The 15,274-nt window shown below is 34.3% G+C and carries 19 protein-coding genes; 16 read left to right on the forward strand and 3 right to left on the reverse strand.

The genetic code is table 11. The features are described from left to right. Both SMGD1_RS14165 and SMGD1_RS14170 read right to left on the reverse strand, forming a co-directional pair. Window positions 1–315: a hypothetical protein gene (locus SMGD1_RS14165; RefSeq protein WP_008337083.1), complete on the reverse strand. Its 315-nt coding sequence runs from the start codon at window positions 313–315 to the stop codon at window positions 1–3. A gap of 97 nt (window positions 316–412) precedes the next feature. Next, a protein-coding gene (locus tag SMGD1_RS14170; RefSeq protein WP_430738972.1) for an IS3 family transposase occupies window positions 413–1,569 on the reverse strand; the annotation gives its coding sequence in 2 pieces (ribosomal slippage) (window positions 413–1,320 and window positions 1,320–1,569; 1,158 coding nt in all). Between the two features lie 203 nt (window positions 1,570–1,772). Here SMGD1_RS14170 and SMGD1_RS14180 point away from each other — a divergent pair. From SMGD1_RS14180 to SMGD1_RS14210, 7 genes are all read left to right on the forward strand, one after another. After that, on the forward strand, window positions 1,773–2,270 hold the full coding sequence (locus SMGD1_RS14180) for a hypothetical protein (RefSeq protein WP_008337359.1): 498 nt from the start codon (window positions 1,773–1,775) through the stop codon (window positions 2,268–2,270). Beyond that, window positions 2,270–2,857 carry a class I SAM-dependent methyltransferase gene (locus SMGD1_RS14185; protein ID WP_008337155.1) on the forward strand — a complete coding sequence of 196 codons (588 nt, stop codon included), beginning with the start codon at window positions 2,270–2,272 and terminating at the stop codon, window positions 2,855–2,857. The genes SMGD1_RS14180 and SMGD1_RS14185 overlap by 1 nt, the downstream gene beginning before the upstream one ends. Window positions 2,858–2,915: 58 nt before the next feature. Next, window positions 2,916–4,379, forward strand: coding sequence for a tRNA uracil 4-sulfurtransferase ThiI (thiI, locus tag SMGD1_RS14190; RefSeq protein ID WP_008337176.1), 1,464 nt, complete (start codon window positions 2,916–2,918; stop codon window positions 4,377–4,379). Between the two features lie 92 nt (window positions 4,380–4,471). Continuing rightward, complete coding sequence (locus SMGD1_RS14195; RefSeq protein ID WP_008337150.1) at window positions 4,472–4,723, forward strand: hypothetical protein; 252 nt, start codon at window positions 4,472–4,474, stop codon at window positions 4,721–4,723. A gap of 53 nt (window positions 4,724–4,776) precedes the next feature. After that, window positions 4,777–5,094: a hypothetical protein gene (locus SMGD1_RS14200; RefSeq protein ID WP_008337565.1), complete on the forward strand. Its 318-nt coding sequence runs from the start codon at window positions 4,777–4,779 to the stop codon at window positions 5,092–5,094. A gap of 1 nt (window position 5,095) precedes the next feature. Next, window positions 5,096–5,947: a L,D-transpeptidase gene (locus SMGD1_RS14205; protein ID WP_008337403.1), complete on the forward strand. Its 852-nt coding sequence runs from the start codon at window positions 5,096–5,098 to the stop codon at window positions 5,945–5,947. Window positions 5,948–5,962: 15 nt separating this feature from the next. After that, window positions 5,963–7,279: an MATE family efflux transporter gene (locus tag SMGD1_RS14210; protein ID WP_008337207.1), complete on the forward strand. Its 1,317-nt coding sequence runs from the start codon at window positions 5,963–5,965 to the stop codon at window positions 7,277–7,279. Here the strand turns inward: SMGD1_RS14210 and SMGD1_RS14215 are convergent. Further along, a complete protein-coding gene (locus SMGD1_RS14215; RefSeq protein WP_008341611.1) occupies window positions 7,259–8,056 on the reverse strand; it encodes an ion transporter in 798 nt (265 codons plus the stop codon). The genes SMGD1_RS14210 and SMGD1_RS14215 overlap by 21 nt on opposite strands. Window positions 8,057–8,196: 140 nt before the next feature. Between SMGD1_RS14215 and SMGD1_RS14220 the strand changes: the two genes are divergently transcribed. From SMGD1_RS14220 to SMGD1_RS14260, 9 genes are all read left to right on the forward strand, one after another. Then, a complete protein-coding gene (locus SMGD1_RS14220; protein ID WP_008337559.1) occupies window positions 8,197–8,799 on the forward strand; it encodes a hypothetical protein in 603 nt (200 codons plus the stop codon). Window positions 8,800–8,861: 62 nt separating this feature from the next. After that, complete coding sequence (locus SMGD1_RS14225) at window positions 8,862–9,500, forward strand: helicase-related protein (protein ID WP_008337219.1); 639 nt, start codon at window positions 8,862–8,864, stop codon at window positions 9,498–9,500. Between the two features lie 92 nt (window positions 9,501–9,592). After that, window positions 9,593–10,078, forward strand: a complete 486-nt coding sequence (locus tag SMGD1_RS14230) for a hypothetical protein (RefSeq protein WP_008341615.1) — start codon at window positions 9,593–9,595, stop codon at window positions 10,076–10,078. A 268-nt stretch (window positions 10,079–10,346) separates the two neighbouring features. Further along, window positions 10,347–11,297, forward strand: coding sequence for a GGDEF domain-containing response regulator (locus SMGD1_RS14235; RefSeq protein WP_008337298.1), 951 nt, complete (start codon window positions 10,347–10,349; stop codon window positions 11,295–11,297). A 104-nt stretch (window positions 11,298–11,401) separates the two neighbouring features. After that, window positions 11,402–12,463, forward strand: a complete 1,062-nt coding sequence (locus SMGD1_RS14240; protein ID WP_008337125.1) for an ADP-ribosylglycohydrolase family protein — start codon at window positions 11,402–11,404, stop codon at window positions 12,461–12,463. A gap of 81 nt (window positions 12,464–12,544) precedes the next feature. Further along, complete coding sequence (locus SMGD1_RS14245; RefSeq protein WP_008337272.1) at window positions 12,545–13,756, forward strand: EAL and HDOD domain-containing protein; 1,212 nt, start codon at window positions 12,545–12,547, stop codon at window positions 13,754–13,756. A 16-nt stretch (window positions 13,757–13,772) separates the two neighbouring features. Continuing rightward, window positions 13,773–14,009 (forward strand): ADP-ribosylglycohydrolase family protein, encoded by a 237-nt coding sequence (locus SMGD1_RS14250; RefSeq protein ID WP_008337527.1) that lies wholly within the window; start codon window positions 13,773–13,775, stop codon window positions 14,007–14,009. Between the two features lie 78 nt (window positions 14,010–14,087). Further along, complete coding sequence (locus SMGD1_RS14255) at window positions 14,088–14,981, forward strand: ADP-ribosylglycohydrolase family protein (protein ID WP_008337160.1); 894 nt, start codon at window positions 14,088–14,090, stop codon at window positions 14,979–14,981. Window positions 14,982–15,039: 58 nt separating this feature from the next. Continuing rightward, window positions 15,040–15,231, forward strand: coding sequence for a hypothetical protein (locus SMGD1_RS14260; RefSeq protein ID WP_008337186.1), 192 nt, complete (start codon window positions 15,040–15,042; stop codon window positions 15,229–15,231). The last annotated feature ends 43 nt before the right edge of the window (window positions 15,232–15,274 follow it).

The raw sequence follows: 15,274 nt of genomic DNA on the forward strand, positions 1-15,274 counted from the left end.
CTACAAGACATGCATCTCCATATCATCCAATTCATCAAGAGTTGGTTGACTCAACTTTGCACGACACCCATTGATCTCTTCTTTTAAGTGTTGATCTATATAGCAATTATCGCGGATTGCTGAATATATTCCGATATCAATAGTTTCTTCATACTTGATAAAAACATCGAAGATATCATTTATTATTTTCAAATTATCAGTTTCTTTTGCAACACTGATAATATGCGCTCTGTCTCTCCACAACTCCGATAAAGAATCTCTTTTAATAATTGCGTCTACAGCTTCTTCCATCTCGTGTATATAATGCAAATGCATAGCGTATCCTTTTATATTCTCTTCTCTTCTTTTCTCTTTTAATTATTTTATCTGGAATGTCCCCTATAAACTAGACAATTACTTAACCAGTAAAAACCTACTTTTTTAAAGACTTTTCATTATATCTTTTTTCAAACTCATTTGGTGAAATATAATCTAAATAACTGTGTCTTCTTTTCGAATTGTAGAACATCTCTATATATTCAAATATTTTGGATGCTGCAATTTCTCTCGTTAAAAATATCTGTTTTCTGACTAGCTCTTTTTTAAGAGTTTTAAAAAAACTCTCAGCAACAGCATTATCATAACAGTTGCCTCGTCTGCTCATACTCAGAATAATATTATGTTCTTTTGCAAACTTTTTATACTCATAAGAGCTATATTGGCTTCCTTGATCTGAATGAAGAATTACCTTACCATCTTTACTTAGCCTTGCAACTGCCATTTTAAGTGCGCTTATAATTAGAGATGTAGTTTGACGGTGCCCAGTTGACCAACCTATGATTTTTCTACTATACAAATCTATAACAGTAGCTAAAAATATCCATCCCTCTTTAGTTCTAATATAAGTTATATCACTAACCCATGTGTCATTTGGCTTTCCTGATATGAAACACTGGTGTAAATGGTTTGGATGTGCTTTGTGAACTGGACCAGCTTTAGAGTATGGCTTGCGTTTATAAGTACCAACACCGTAGAGCTTGGCTTCACTCATAAGTCTAGCTACTCTTTTTTTATTTACATGTATTCCTAGCTCTTTTAAATCTTTATGGATATTTCTATGACCATAAACTCCATTTGATTCTTTATAAGCCTCTTTTATTTGAATAAGCAATTCTTGATTCTCAAGCTCTCTATTTGAAATAGGTTGATTAAGCCACTGATAATATCCGCTTCTGTGTACTTGCATTACTTTACACAGTCTATGCACTGCATAAAATTGACTATACTCTTTAATAAAAGAGTATTTTAGTTTGTGTGGCTTGCAAAGTACACCGCGGCCTTTTTTAGAATATCCCTCTCTTCAGTAACTCGCTTTAGTTCTTTCTGGAGCTTCTTTATCTCTGCTTGAGATTCATCTAATATTTGATGTTTTTGGATTGCTTGAGGTGACTCTAGTCGTTTTATCCAATTTCTGAGTGAATCTGGATGCACACCTAATCTTTCAGCTGTATCAGATATGCTATAACCATTTTTAGTAACTTGTTTTACAGCCTCTATTCTAAACTCTTCACTATAAACTACTCTTGCCATTTTTAACCCTATTAAATCTCATAATGCTTTGGCATTATTCTATCTAAATTACTGAATTAATTAGTGTCTAGTTTATAGGGGACATTCCAATCTATATATATTATTTTTTACAATATTGTTTTTAAAGTAGTTAATAATATTTATATTTAAAAGCAAATATTAAAATGTTTCATAATCAGATACAATAATGTTAAACTACCGTTATGAAAAATATTGAGAAGATCCTCCATAAAGATGAGTCTGTTTTAGTTAAAGCAGACATCTCTAAAACTTTTTATACATCTATTGCTTTACTATATATGTTGGGGTTTGTTCTGCTTTTTATAGGTTACGAGTATGAGATAGGTGTCATCGGTGCTGTCTTAGTCATACGAACTTTCTACGTTAACCTCCAAGAGATAAAAGAGAAAAAATCATACAACTGTTTACTTACTCAAAACAGGCTCATCATAGTTAAAGGTCATAAGATAAAAGAGATTTTTCCTATAAACCTTGAAGATATAAGAACTATATATATTAAACCAATAAACCAAAGACTAAAACACATCTTAGATGTTGGTACTATCGAAGTTATTACTACATCCGGTGGTCGATATGTGATTCAAAATATAAAAGAACCATACCTCTACCATAAAGCTATTATTGGCGATGTTGTAAGTGCTACACACTACTCAAATAAAAATAAAGAAAAGAACAGATAATGTCACTAAAAGATAAAGAAAAATGGGATACTAAGTATCTCGAAAAAAGCCAACTGCTAAGACCAAGACAAGCCAGTAAAAATCTACAAGACAACATCGTACACTGCAAAGGGACTAAGGCTCTTGACTTAGCTTGTGGCTCAGGACGAAACAGTATCTTCTTGGCTGAGTGTGGTTTTGAGGTAGATGCATTTGATATTGCCGAAGCAGCTATAAAAGCGCTAGAAGCTGATGCGCGTACTAGAAACCTTCTCTCTAAGATAAATGCTACTCAAGTTGATTTAGATACACACAATATCAAAGAAAACTACTATGACATTATCGTTATGGCTAACTTTCTTGATAGAAAAGTTTTAGCATCAGCAATGAACGCACTTAAAAAATATGGGGTACTTTTTGTTGAGACATATATGCTCAGTGATGAAAACGAAAAACAATCAGACACAAACAACTTACTAAAGAGCCAAGAGCTTAGAGAGATGCTAGATGACTCGTGGGAAGTTCTATACTATGATGAGTTTGAAAATGAGGACTACGAGATATACAAGATGAAAAAACAAGCACTGCTAGCAAAAAAGATAAACTAATCAAACTACAACCACTCTCGTATGCTATACTTCCATCTATATAAACTAAGGCTATGTCGTGCAAAACCCATCAAGTAAAACACAAAAATTCATCCTAAAATTTTTCCCTGAGATCATGATAAAAGGCTCTTCAGCAAGAAGACAAATGACAGGACAACTCTATACAAACCTAGTCACTTTACTAGAACGCATAGATGCAGATATAAAAGTAAGAAAGTATTCTGACAAGATCGAAGTCCTAACACCCATCAGTGCACTGCCTGAAGTTAGAATAACTCTTATTAACACTCCTGGAATCGAGCAGATTCTTGAAGTCTTACAGTTCGACAACCTCGATACACTTGATAAGATTAAACACAAAGTCGGTGTAATAGTAGCCAAGAGTTTAGAAGATAAGACCTTTGCAGTAAGAGCAAAGCGTTCAGGTACACATACTTTTAAGTCTACGGAGCTTGAGAGCACGGTTGGCGGTTATCTTCTGGCACACACAGATGCTAAAAAAGTTGATCTTCACAACCCTGATGTAACTGTGAGAATTGAGCTGATTGAGAGTCAGTTAAATATTATTACTACAAAGTACAAAGGTCTAAGCGGCTTTCCTATCGGTACGCAAGGCGATATTTTATCTTTGATGTCGGGAGGATTTGACTCGACAGTAGCATCCTACTTCACGATGAAAAGAGGAATAAAAACACACTTTATATTTTTCAACCTTGGCGGAATGGCACATGAAATCGGAGTCAAACAAGTAGCCCTTTACCTGTGGTCAAAGTTTGGCTCATCTCATAGAGTTAAGTTTATATCTGTACCTTTTGATGATGTCCTTACTGAGATTTTTCGCTCTACAGCACCGACATATATGGGAGTCACGCTTAAACGCCTAATGCTTATGGCATCTGAAAAGGTAGCCGACTCACTTGAGATAGATGCACTCCTTACAGGTGAGAGTGTCGCACAAGTATCATCACAGACACTTAGAAACCTTGCAATAATCGACCAAGCAAGTAACAAGCTCATACTGCGTCCACTCTCAACCATGAATAAACCAGAGATTATGGCTATAGCAGACGACATCGGAACACGCCATTTTGCAGAAAGCATGCCTGAGTACTGCGGTGTAATCTCCCAAAATCCTATCACTCACGGCTCTTTTAAACGTATGGAAAGAGAAGCTAAAAAGTTTAACTATGAAGTGCTGGATAAGGCAGTAGAAGATGCACAGCATATCTATGTGGATGAGATAGTTGACGACATCAGTAATCAAGCTCCCATAGAAGTTGTAAGTGACTTAACGCAGGGTAATTTTGTAGTCATAGATATACGAGCGGAAGATGTCTGCATAGAAACATCATGTGAGTGTATAAAAATACCGTTTCATAAACTCAAAACCGAGTTCGAGAAACTTCCACAAGATAAAGAGTACCTGCTCTACTGTGAAAAAGGTATCATGAGTCAACTACATGCACAGTATCTAAGAGATGCCAAAAAAAGTGAAAACGTCAGGGTTTATAGACCTTTATAATAACACCCTATATTCAGGGTGTATTTTTTTTTAAACTTCAATAAAAATGCTTTAAGTACAATAGTAAAAATAAATATTAAATAAGGCTATTTATGAAAACTATACAGCTATTAATGCTTCTACTTGGAGCGATAACTCTTAGTGCGCAAGAGATACAAAATGATTATAAAAAATGCGGAAGTGAAATGAAAATTCAAAAGGCTAAGCAGGAAAATGCAAAAGATGAAGCCAAAAACTCTGTTGACTCTAGGTTTTCACCTAAGGCTTACCAAAAAACAGATTGGACTAGAGAAATACCAACCGATAATCATGACTATCCAAGAGGTAAAATCAGAACTCATTAAAAGTTTTATTTGGATATTGTACAATACGCAAAATATCTACAAGGTTACATGTTATGCACGAACAAATCATAGATGCACTAAAAGAGCAATACCCCAGAGACTTACGAAAACAAGTTGTAAAGTCTATACTTAGAAACGAAAAAAGTGATGATAAAGAAGCCCTAAAATCTTCATACAATATTCTAAACAAAATATTTTCATATATTATGAGTGAATTAAACTGGAGCATATCTAACAACACAAATGACTGGGATGAAACTCCACTTAAAATCCTTATAGAAGTATTTCCTAAAATAGAGACTACAAAATGGTTCAAAGACCAACAGCTTAGCGTTAGTAAGAGTATAAAGTTAGAGGGTCACTTCAACTAAAATGACTATATTTTTTAAACTATTTTTTACATCTATACTCTTATCAATACTCTTACAAGCTTCATCATTCGACGTAAAAAAAATGCAACAAGATTTTCATGATGAAGTTGTTTTAAAACCTCTCTATATTAAGCACAACGATAAGGCTCTTGTTGATAAAGCTGTTAAAGATAGAGCCAAAAAGTTTCGTATATATAACCAATACTGGGAAAAAGCTAAAAAACAGCTCTGGAAAAAGCGAAACTATCTTTCTCATTCTCAGTTTATGACTTTGGTTGACCTATCTAAACAAGTACTTATTGTAGTTTTATGGGACGAAACAGCAAAGGACTTCTATCCTATAGGCTTTGATTTTATCGCTAGTGGAAACATCAAAAGAGAAGTAGAAGTAACAAACGGTGATGCCCACTACTTTAAAACACCTGCAGGATTTTTTGGCATCAAGAGTGGATGGCGCTCTGATGGAGAGATATATAAAGACAACATCACGATGCCATACGGTAAGAAAGACAGATTTATCTTTTACTTTGGTGAGCAAAAAGGTCTTCGCTATAACTCATTTGATGAGAACAATACAAAAATAACAGATCCTAAAAAGTACAAACTCATAACTGACAAACTAAAATTTGCCATGCATGCGCACGTCAGCACTGCGCCATTGGGTAGCCCTCAGTCACACGGATGCATACGCATGAGTAATGAGCTAAATCTATATCTAGATAACAACCTAGTATTTTTCAAGCATCTCTACGATGGGAAAAAATGGATTCATCCATACAAAAAACCGCCAGCTAAGCCAAACAATCATGAACTAGCAGGTGAATATATGCTGATCTTAAACAAAGTTTATTAGCCAAGGACAATCTGAATGCACATAGACCTGACACGAGGTGTCATCAAAGAGCATATTATAAAACTTGCAGTACCGGCTGTCATAGGCTACTTCTTTCACACAATGTTTAATGTTACAGATACTATTTTTGCGGGGATGATATCTACTCAAGCTCTTGCTGCACTCTCGCTATCAGGATCTATATTTTTTATGGTTTTGGCTATAGGCATTGGTATGAGTGAAGCAGTAACTTCTCTAGTGGGAAATGCTTTTGGTAAAAAAGACATAAAAAAAGCCGAGCAGATTGTTCTAAACTCCTTAGTATTTGCCATTATTCTTTCTATATTTTTAATTATAATTGGACTTTTTGGTGTTCCTTACTTAGTAGTTGCACTCGGTGATCCTTCTTATGTTGCTGAAACTTACGAGTACATCAACCCGATCTTGTATGGATCTTTTCTCTTCATAGTAGCTTTCTTTTTAAATGCCATACTAAATGCAACCGGTGACACTATATCATTTAGAAATATCTTGATATTCACTGCCATTTTGAATGTTTTTTTAGACTACATCTTCATAATAGAGTTTCAATTAGGTGTTAGTGCCATAGCTTATGCGACACTTATATCCGAGGGGATTACGGTTTTATACCTCTTTTACAAAGTTAGAAGAACAAAAATCTGGTGTGGTTGTAGTAAATTAAAGCTAAATATAGACATAATGAAAGAGCTTCTAAAACAAGGTTTTCCACCAAGTATAAACATGTTTATGATGGCATTTGGTATGTATATCATCACTTACTTTGTAGCACCTTTTGGTAAAGAAGCAGTTGGAGCATTTGGTATAGGAATGAGAATAGAGCAAATCTTTCTTATGCCTGTAGTTGGGATAAATATCGCTGTTCTTTCCATAATTTCTCAAAACAATGGAGCTAAAACTTTTAGTCGTATTCCTGAGACCGTAAAACTTGCAATTGCTTATGGATGGATGATATCCACTCTAGGAGTGGCATCGTTTTTTATATTTGGAGAGTTTTTAGCTTCACTTATGACATCTGATCCTTTAGTTATAAAACAAGCTGCATTATATCTTCGTATTGCCGGACTTGCTTCCTATGGGTTTGTAGTTATCTTTGTCTATATAGGGATGCTTCAAGGTATAGCAAAACCGGCCGTTATCTTTCCAGTAAGTGTCTACAGACAGCTCATTGCTCCTATTATTGTGTTTAGTGCTTTAAGCTATTTTAATTTTGGAATATTTTCTATGTGGGTGGGACTAGACTTGATTATCTTTAGTTCAGCCCTATATCTGTGGTGGTATGGAGAGAAGAAACTAAAGCTTCTCTCGCACTAACTCTTTTAACTCTCTAATCTCTAACTGTAACGCTTTTAGTTGCAGGGCTGTATGATCTTCATGAGTATGAATCTCTTCTACTACACAACTAGTTTCATCTTTATTTATCTCAGCCATAGCATCTACTACCACGGCTACAATTAGGTTTATCATGATAAATGTCACCATGAATATAAACGGTATGAAGAACGTCCAAGCATACGGATGAACTTCCATTATAGGTCTTACTATTCCCATAGACCAAGACTCTAAGGTCATAACCTGAAAGAGTGTGTAAAACGACTCTCCTAAAGTACCAAACCATAAAGGAAAACTCTCGCTGTATAGTTGAGTTGCCATGATTGCAAAGATGTAAAACAACAGCATTAAGAGTCCAGCGATAGAAAGCATCCCAGGAATAACACTCACAAGAGCCATAACAATCTTTCGCATCTGTGGAACAACTGTGATAAGTCTCAAAAGCCTTATTACTCTTAGGATTCTGAATATCTCAAATCCTCCAGTTGAAGGTACCAAAGAAATCGCTACGATGGCAAAGTCAAAAAGACTCCATGTATCTTTAAAAAACGAGACTCTATGAGCATAGATGCGAAGCATTATCTCTAAAGTAAAGATTGTGATTACCAGTTTGTCAAATATATGAATAATAGAGCCGTAACTCTCCATAAAACCTTTAGAAGTCTCAAAACCCATAGTAATACCATTGATGATAATCAAGGCTATTATGAAGTTTTGAAACTTACTATTTTCAACAAAGTTTTTAATATTTTCTTGCATTAAAAATCCTTCAAATTAAAATTTGATTGGGATTCTATCAGAGAAATATAAACTCTTAAACATTAAATTTAAAAACATAAGAGATACTTGAATCACTCTAAGCTATAATTGAATATAGAACCTATACTAAAGGGGTCGTCATGAAGTTAGAATACGTTGGTAATAAACCTGTTATCAGTGCCAGAGGTGTCGACTTTAGTATAGGTAAAGAGGACAAGTACGTCTACATAGAAGCGGCAGCTCAGATGCTTGATTTTTTAGGAAAACTTGAAAAAACCACCAAACTTACTATAAATCCAAGAGAGAATATAGATGAAGAAAAAATATTTAAAGTTCTACACAAATACAGACCTGATTTTGACAAGTTTTTTAGTGATAGCGTCTGGGCATATAAAAATAAGATAGATGCAGAGATTTCAGATGTAGATAGTCATGACAGACTAAATAACATAGAAAAAGAAGTTTTAAAAAACAACCTCTCTTATATGAAAGATTACAGAATTCAACGTGCAACAAACAAACTGGTCTATGAAGAACTTATAAATGCTTGTGTAGATATCATTCGTAAAAAAGGTATATCAGAAATAACTATGCCATTTTCTCTTTCGTTTGTTCATGTTGCAAAATCATTTGATAGTTCTCTTACTCGAATCAATCGAGCAGTAGTAGCTAAAGTTGAAGTTATGCTTGATAAAGAAGACCCATATACAAGACTAAATATTGTTGGTTTTGGAAATATTTAAATACTATATATTTTTATCTACACTCAGCTATAATTCGCCCAAACCTACAAGGGAACTATTTTATGGATGTGAAAATCAAAAAACCTAGAAAAAGATACTTTGACAATGTCAGTGTCGGAAAACGTACTAAGCAAGTAGTTTACTCTTGCGAGCAACACGATAAAGCAGCAATGTTTGAGCAATTTATAAAAAACAGTGAGTCTAAGCAAACTGCAGTTCTTGTAAAAAGTAAGCGTAATGCAGATGCACTAAGTGCATACCTTAAAACAAAAGATATTCAAGCTCCAGCAATACATGGCAATCTTAGAATCCAGCAGATTGAAGAAGCTGGTAAAGCTTTTAATGCATCTGAGATAAATATTATTATAACAACGGACATGATTTTAAAATCACTTGAACTGACAAATATACAACGAATCGTAAACTATGATCTTCCTATTCAGCAAGAAGAGTATTTCATTCGTTTAGCGTATGTAGATGAAGTTGGAGAAGCTATCTCATTCGTTGCTCCAGATGAAGAAGGAATGTTGCAAATTATAGAGTTTAAGATGAAGCTTGAAATACCTGAAGAAGAAATAGCTGGTTTTATTCCTACAGAGATAAGTGAAAAAGACTCAAAATCTCAAAAAAACCAAAAGAAAAAACCTAGACATCGTAAGAAAAAACAAAAAGAAGAGAGTCAAAGCACTAAGGAATCTTAGGTCTATTCAAAGGTACACGCGCTGATTTAAATACACATAAAAAAGCCCTTATGTTATACTTACTAAAATCAAAACCTTCTAAAGGCAAACGTATGAAAAAAATAATACTCTCCATCATCTTACTAAGCAGTTTTCTTGCTGCAAGTGACTATTCTCGAGCAAATGACGCAGCTGCTAAAGCTATGGATAAACTAGACTGTGACTTTGAAGACTGCCCTAAACCAGCTCCAAAACCGGAAGTAATCATACAAGAAAAGGTTATTGTAGTAGAAAAACCTGTTCTAGTTGAGAAAGTTATTGTCAAAGAAAAAGTTATTATTATAGATAGACCAGCAGCTTCTAAAACAAAACTTTTTATGGGGCCGAGTGTTGATGGTTATGCTTTAGACATCTGCTATACATGGGGTGGAAGCTGTGGAAAGCCTGCGGCAGATGCGTACTGCCGTTTAATGGAATATAGTAGTTCAGTATCTCATGTAGTTAAAAACGATACTCCGCCTACAAAAATCATTAGCAGTGGTAGAGTTTGTGATGGCTGGTACTGCGATAGAATCAGTGAAGTTACCTGCACAAAATAAGGTAATTGTGTAAAGTAAGCAGTAGATTATGGAAATCACACTCAACCATACTATTATTCCCCTATATGAGAAGGTATTTGGCTTTTAGTTTTTAAAAGTATTGGAAGATTAACACTCGTTATGGTGGACGAAGAGTCTACTTTAAAGATGAAAATGAACATGTTTTAGAGATTCTTACGCAATATTATGTGATTGACTAGTATAAAAAATATTAATATTTGTTAAAGTTTAATTCCATTATACTTATCTTACTTATAAAGGACAACTAATGGAAGGACAAGACTTAGACCCAAATGCAATTGAATACTCCAAATACAGTATTCATATAGTTGAAGACAGTCCTCTTGTCATCACAGCACTCCTAAATGTTTTAGAACCAAAAAACTACATAATCAACTCTTCTTCAAATGGCAAAGAAGCTCTTGAAGCCATTAACAACAACAAACCTGATCTTATAATCTTAGATGTTGAGATGCCAATTATGAATGGTTACGAGACGATAACTAAACTCAAAGAAAACAAAAAAACTCAAAATATTCCTGTAATCTTTCTTACATCTCTTACAAAACCTGATGTTATAAAAAAGATATTTAACCTTGGAGCATCTGACTATATCTCAAAACCATTTGTAGCTGAAGAGATGCTAGCTAGGGTTGAGAAAGAGATCAAAAACATAATGCTGCAAACACTCTTAAAAGAGAAGATGTCAAAACTAGCTGAGCTACTATCTGTAGATGCACTTACAAAAGCTTCAAATAAGATGCATATGACATCTATCATCAAAACTAATCTGAAAAAAATCAGAGATGGACAGATAAAGTCATTTTCTCTTATGTATATCGATGTTGATGATTTCAACGCTTTCATTAGAGCCAATGGAATCAATGCTACAGATGCTACTATTAAAAAAATAGCGATGATTATAAAACGCTCTATTCGTGATAAAGACATACTCGCTCACTGGCATGGAGATAAGTTTATGATAAGTTTTGCTCAAATCTCAAAAGATGAGCTTGATGACACCGCTAAAGCAATCAGAGACAAAATATCAAAAGCACCTTTTGGTTTAAATGGGCATCTAACCTGTTCTATATCAATAGTAGAAATAACAAGCGATGAAAATATTAATACAATTATAGATAAGCTTCAAAATAGCATAAAACTCTCAAAAGAAACAAATAAAGGCTCCATCGTTAAAATTATGGATTGTGATATTTAACTTCCTACATCTTAAACCATTCTAAGCTAAAAAAAACTTTTTAAATCAATAAGTCATTTAAAACATTCCGTAGATACAATTGCTAAAAATAATAGGAATAGATTATGAGTAATATTACAAAAGAAGAAAAAATCAAAGGTACTTTTTTCGGAGCGATAGTAGCTGATGCACTCTGCTTAGGTAGTCATTATGAATATGACGCCAAAAAAATATACCAAGCCTACGGAGAAAAACCCATAGAAAAGTTCATGTCACCAGGTGAGATGATGGGTGGTCAAACTCATGGTATCGGCTGGGGTGAGCGCAACTATCATCCTGGTAAAAAAGCCGGTGGAACTACTGACTATGGTGATTATAATATTTTAGTTTTAGAGTATCTGGCTGCAATCGCTGATACTCCTAGACCTTTTAATGTTGCCAACATGATTCCGCACTGGATGAAAAGACTTGAGAACAACTGGGGCTCTTGGGTTTGTACAATGACAAAAGAGACATATGCACAGGTAAAACAAGGCGTACCTGTTGAGCATCTTGGCGGCATCTCTAATGCTATGGCAATTCGTCATGTTGCAGCACATGCTTACTATGACAGTGAAACAGAGATAATAGATGTAGCAAGAAAAAGTATGTTTACACACAAAGATGTTCATGCTCTTGGCGGTGCTGAGTTTTTTGCTCGTGTAACTCACCGCGTTATAAACGGGATAAGCCCATCAGATGCTATACAAATGGTTGCTGTAGATATGGGTGGTTTTTTTGCAGATAAAGTTTCTCAAGCTATTGCTAAATACAAAGAAGCTACAGATGAAAACTCAGCACTATACCGTGAGAAATTTGCTGATGATCTTGCTATTACAAGTATGGCTAGACTATGGGATGTAGGTCGTTCAGAGCCTATTAAGGTAGGAAAAGCAAGTCCAACCGAGGGGACACTTCCAGGAGCAGTTTACTTCATCTTAAAATATGCCAACGAAGAAGACGGACTAAAAAAAGCACTACAGGCTAACGCCATGGTTGGTGGAGATAATGCTTCACGAGGTATAGCAATCGGTATGGTTCTTGGAGCATATAAAGGTGTAGATGCAATACCACTAGAGTGGAAAGAAACACTTGATGAGTGGGACTACTGTGAAGAGATGCTAGATACTCTTCCTCTACTTAAGTAGCTTTCTTTATTTACTAATTTTTTTATATTATAGAGTGTCATATTAGAAAATGATATAATATAAAAAATCAAGGATATAGAGATGAATGTAATTAATATATCTAAACAAAAAATATTTGATAATAAAAAGCATATCTTTGCTTATGAGATAGTTTTTCGAGACAGTGAGAACCAGACAACAGGTCTTTCATGTAGTGTCAAAGGAACTTCTAAACTTATTATAAGTTCTATTGGCAGTACGGAACTAGACAAATTACTAGGCCAAAGAACATTAGCTTTTATCAATGTGGATGCAGAGACCTTAACAAAAGGCATCTTAGATGTTTTAGACAACAAAAGATTTATTTTAAATATACTAGAAGACATTGATTTAACTGACAATGTAATTGCTAAAATCATTCAGTATAAGAAAAGAGGCTTTAGTTTTTCTCTTGAGCATTTTGATTCAAGTGCTCAGATGATTACAAAATTTAGCAGACTTTTTAACTTTATAGATATCATTAAAATGGACATTGTTCTATCTGAAGCTTCTAATCTTGAAAAAGTTCAGGCTAAGTTTAAAGGTACTAGGATTAAACTATTGGCTCAAAATATTGAGACAAAAGAGGACTTTTTAAAGTACTCACAAATGGGTTTTGACTATCTACAAGGTTACTATCTCGATAAGCCTGAGATGATGGAAATTATCGGTACAAAAGAACCAGCCCAAGTTATAATACTCCAGCTTATTAAAATAATCAAAGATAACGATACTACTGAACAGCTAGAATCATTCATAAAAAAACAGCCTGACCTCTCTTTTAAACTTGTTCAATTTTTCAATAACTCTAAAAAATTTGATGTACAGGTAGAATCTTTAACTCAGGTAATCACTCTTATGGGGAGAGAGAAACTACTAAGATGGTTAATGGTCTACCTATACTCTGAAGCTTCACAAAATCCAGCTTCAAAAACAATACTCGCACTTGCTATAAAAAGAGCAGAAAGAATGGAAGCAGAAGCTGAACCTAAACAAAAAGACAAAGCTTACTTGGCAGGAATGTTTTCGATGCTTAGTTCGATTTTTGAGACAGATATAAAAGAGCTGATGAATCACATAAACATGGACAATGATATAACATCTTTAGTTCTAGATAAAAAAGGTATTTTTGCCAGTAGTTTAATGAGAGCAGAAGCAGCAGAAAAAGATTATTTAAAAGAGATCATGTTAGCAAATTTTGAAAAATTGCATACTACTGATTTGATTTATACATTAGAATACGGTGGAGTTGATATAGACGATAATAAACTTTAGTTTTAAAGGATATTCTATGAAAGATTTAATTCAAGTCAAAAATGCACTTTGGGGACTCTTTATCTATGATGCCATTAGCATGCCGGTACATTGGTACTATAAACGTGAATACATAAAAAAAGACTTTGGCAAAATCACCGGCTACAACGACGCTCTGCATCCACATCCTGAATCTTTTATGTTTAGAAACACTTACTCTCCAGATATAGAAAGTGCAAAAAGACTCAATCGTCCATACGATATACTTCACTAACATTCAAGATTTTACAACACTACATATAGCCACTTAGATATACACACAAAAGTACACTCAGGTGAACATGCAAATCTGATGCCTTCCCTTGATGAGAGGTACCACTACCATCATGGTCTAAAAGCTGGAGCAAATCTAGTAAGAGTCCTAATGCGCTCAATCATAAAAAATGAAGGTTACGAACAGAGTGAGTTTTTAAGTGATTTTATAGAGTATATGACAGACGTAGATGCTAACAACGATCCATATTTAGAGATATATATACGGGACTGGTTTGAAAACTATTCAAAAGGAGTAGCACCGGAATTGTGCGCACCTAGCCAAAGAGACAGATGGTCAATAGGTTCTCATGGCGGAATAATCCGTCCACTTGTTCTGTCTCTGACTGCAAAAAATTCTTTTGAGGGTTTAGGCATAGGAATCAGCCATCAACAACTTACTCACAGATCTGAGACTGTATCATCAGCACTTGGAAAGCTAGTCCCTTTACTTGAAAATCTACTAAGCAAAGATGATTCTCTAAGTCTTTTAACAGAGTCGGCAAAAGAAGTCGCCCTCATAAAGATTCATGGCAAAGATCTATCAAAAAGATATTTTGAAGCTCATGGACCTGGCAATATTCCTAAAGATCAAATGTGGAAAATACACACAGAGTATTCAGATGAGTTCTTAAGTGAAATACTCTCAGATGCAACTGATGAGAGTATGATTACAAATAGATTTGCAACTGCCTGCTACCCAGAGCATGGTGTACCTTTGATATATTATTTTTTATATAAAAATAAATTTGATTTTACATCTTCTCTTCTTGATAATGCAAATGCCGGAGGAGATAATGTACATAGAGGTATGGTTATGGGTCTTTTAGTAGGTGCTGCTAATAAAGAGATACCAGAATCACTAAAAATTGGACTAAAAAATTACACAAAAATAAACAATGAAATAGAAGATTTCGTTAAATTATGTAAATAAAACTGTATATTTACTTAAAAAATTATATAATACCCATAACTTAAGATAAGGGCAAATAATGTCAACTTTTAAAAATAATGATTCTTGTCAACACGATGAGTACTGCGGATTTTCAACAACTATATGTGTTGAGACAGATTTTAAAGATAAATGCCATATGAAAAATTCATCAATAGAGAAGATGCCTCTTCTGAAAAAAGTAAAAGAGCGTGTTGAGAGAGATACTCAACGCAAGCTACAAACTTTATAATTTATATTTTTAGCAACTAGTATCAATATAGATTGATACTAGT

Source organism: Sulfurimonas gotlandica GD1 (assembly GCF_000242915.1).
Taxonomy (GTDB): Bacteria; Campylobacterota; Campylobacteria; order Campylobacterales; family Sulfurimonadaceae; genus Sulfurimonas; species Sulfurimonas gotlandica.